The 2,807-nt window shown below is 65.1% G+C and carries 1 protein-coding gene; it reads left to right on the plus strand.

Annotation, left to right across the window (positions count from 1 at the left end):
• Nucleotides 1-82: 82 nt before the first annotated feature.
• A complete protein-coding gene (gene alaS / locus RT688_RS23635; RefSeq protein ID WP_313707262.1) occupies nucleotides 83-2,692 on the plus strand; it encodes an alanine--tRNA ligase in 2,610 nt (869 codons plus the stop codon).
• Nucleotides 2,693-2,807: the final 115 nt, after the last annotated feature.

Here is a 2,807-nt window from a genome sequence, read left to right on the forward strand (position 1 = left end):
CGCACCGCGCGTTAATAAGTCACCAGTGACTGATATAATCGTTGCTTTATATACCGTACTGCTCTCTTTCCGCCCCCACAACATGAAATCCTCCGAAATTCGCGAAAAGTTCCTCAAGTTTTTTGAGTCCAAGGGCCATACGATCGTACGGTCCAGCCCGCTCGTGCCGGGCAACGATCCGACCATGTTGTTGACCAACAGCGGAATGGTGCAGTTCAAGGACGTCTTCCTCGGCCTGGACACGCGCCCCTACAAGCGCGCCACCACCGTGCAGCGCTGCGTGCGCGCCGGCGGCAAGCACAACGACCTGGAAAACGTCGGCTACACCGCGCGTCACCACACCTTCTTCGAGATGCTGGGTAACTTCAGCTTCGGCGACTACTTCAAGCGCGACGCCATCAACTACTGCTGGGAGCTGCTGACCAAGGTCTACATGCTGCCGGCCGAGAAGCTCACCGTCACCGTCTACTTCGAGGACGACGAAGCCTACGACATCTGGGCCAACGAGATCGGCGTGCCGAAAGAGCGCATCATCCGCATCGGCGACAACAAGGGCGCGCGCTACGCATCCGACAACTTCTGGCAGATGGCCGACACCGGTCCTTGCGGCCCGTGCACCGAGGTGTTCTACGACCACGGCGCCGACATCTGGGGCGGTCCTCCGGGCTCGCCGGAAGAAGACGGCGACCGTTTCATCGAGATCTGGAACCTGGTGTTCATGCAGTTCAACCGCGACGAAGCGGGCGTCCTGACCCCGTTGCCGAAGCCGTCGATCGACACCGGCATGGGCATGGAGCGCCTGGCCGCCGTGCTGCAGCACGTGCACTCGAACTACGAGATCGACCTGTTCCAGAATCTGATCCGCGCGGCCGCCCGCGAAACCGGCGCGACCGACCTGGAAAACAATTCGCTAAAGGTGATCGCGGACCACATCCGCGCCGCTTCCTTCCTGATCGTCGACGGCATCATCCCGAGCAGCGAAGGCCACGGCTACGTCCTGCGCCGCATCATCCGCCGCGCGCTGCGCCACGGCCACAAGCTGGGCCAGACCAAGCCGTTCTTCTACAAGCTGGTGGCCGACCTGGACATCGAGATGGGCGAAGCCTATCCGGAACTGCGCGAAGCCAAGGAGCGCGTCGCCCAGGTGCTGAAGGCCGAGGAAGAGCGTTTCGGCGAGACCCTGGAAAACGGCATGAAGATCCTGGAAGCGCAGCTGGCCAGGGATCCGAAGAACCTGGACGGCGCCACCGCCTTCACCCTGTACGACACCTACGGCTTCCCGCTGGACCTGACCGCGGACATCTGCCGCGAACGCGGCGTGACGCTGGACGAAGCCGGCTTCGCCGAGGCGATGGAGCAGCAGAAGAAGACGGCCCGCGCCGCCGGCAAGTTCAAGATGGCCGCCAAGGTCGAGTACGCGGGCGACAAGACCAAGTTCGTCGGCTACGAGTCGCTGGTCCACAACACCCACGTGCTGGCGCTGTACAGCGAAGGCGTGTCGGTGCAGGAGCTGAAGGAAGGCCAGGAAGGCATCGTGGTGCTCGACACCACCCCGTTCTACGCCGAATCCGGCGGCCAGGTCGGCGACCACGGCGTCATCGCCTCCGGCGCCGGCCAGTTCGAGGTCGAGGACACCCTGAAGATCCAGGCAGAGGTGTTCGGCCACCACGGCGTGCTGCGCAGCGGCTCGCTGAAGGTCGGCGACACCGTGGACGCCCAGGTCGACCAGGCCAAGCGCGCGCGCACCATCCGCAACCACTCGGCCACCCACCTGATGCACAAGGCCCTGCGCGAAGTGCTGGGTTCGCACGTGCAGCAGAAGGGCTCGCTGGTCGATCCGGACAAGACCCGCTTCGACTTCAGCCACAACGCGCCGATGACGCCTGAGCAGATTGCCCAGGTCGAGCAGATCGTCAACCGCGAGATCCTGGAAAACCACCCGACCCAGGCCCAGCACATGAGCTTCGACGACGCCGTCAAGCATGGCGCCATGGCCCTGTTCGGCGAGAAGTACGGCGACCAGGTGCGCGTGCTCGACATCGGTTCGTCGAAAGAGCTGTGCGGCGGCGTCCACGTGACCCGCACCGGCGACATCGGCCTGTTCAAGATCGTGTCGGAAGGCGGCGTCGCCGCCGGCATCCGCCGCGTGGAAGCGGTGACGGGCGAGGGCGCCCTGGCCTGGGTGCAACAGACCAACGCCAGGCTGCTGGCGGCTGCATCGGCCCTGAAGACCGGCCCGGACGAGCTGCCGTCGCGCATCGCCCAGGTCCAGGATCAAGTGAAAGTGCTGGAGAAGGAAGTGTCGGCGCTGAAGTCGAAGCTGGCCGCCGGCCAGGGCGACGAGCTGGTCAACAAAGCGGTCGACGTCAACGGCATCAAGGTGCTGGCCGCGACCATGGAAGGCGCCGACGTCGCCACCCTGCGCGAAGCGATGGACAAGCTGAAGGACAAGCTGCAGACCGCGGCCATCGTGCTCGCTTCCGTGGCCGACGGCAAGGTCAGCCTGATCGCGGGCGTGACCAAGGACGCCACCGGTAAAGTGAAGGCCGGCGAGCTGGTCAACTTCGTCGCCCAGCAGGTGGGCGGCAAGGGCGGCGGCCGTCCGGACATGGCGCAGGCCGGCGGCACCGATCCGGCGGGCCTGCCGCAAGCCCTGGCAGGCGTGGCCGGCTGGGTCGGCGAACGCGCTTAAGCGATTGCGCTCCAGGGAGCGCAGCTCCCCGAAACGCCGCTTCACGCGGCGTTTTTTTTTGGCGCTGTCACCGTTACCTGTTGAAGATGCCCAGCGCCGCTCGCAGGAAGCGCTC

This window comes from Massilia sp. (genome assembly GCF_032106685.1).
Classification (GTDB): Bacteria; Pseudomonadota; Gammaproteobacteria; order Burkholderiales; family Burkholderiaceae_D; genus Telluria.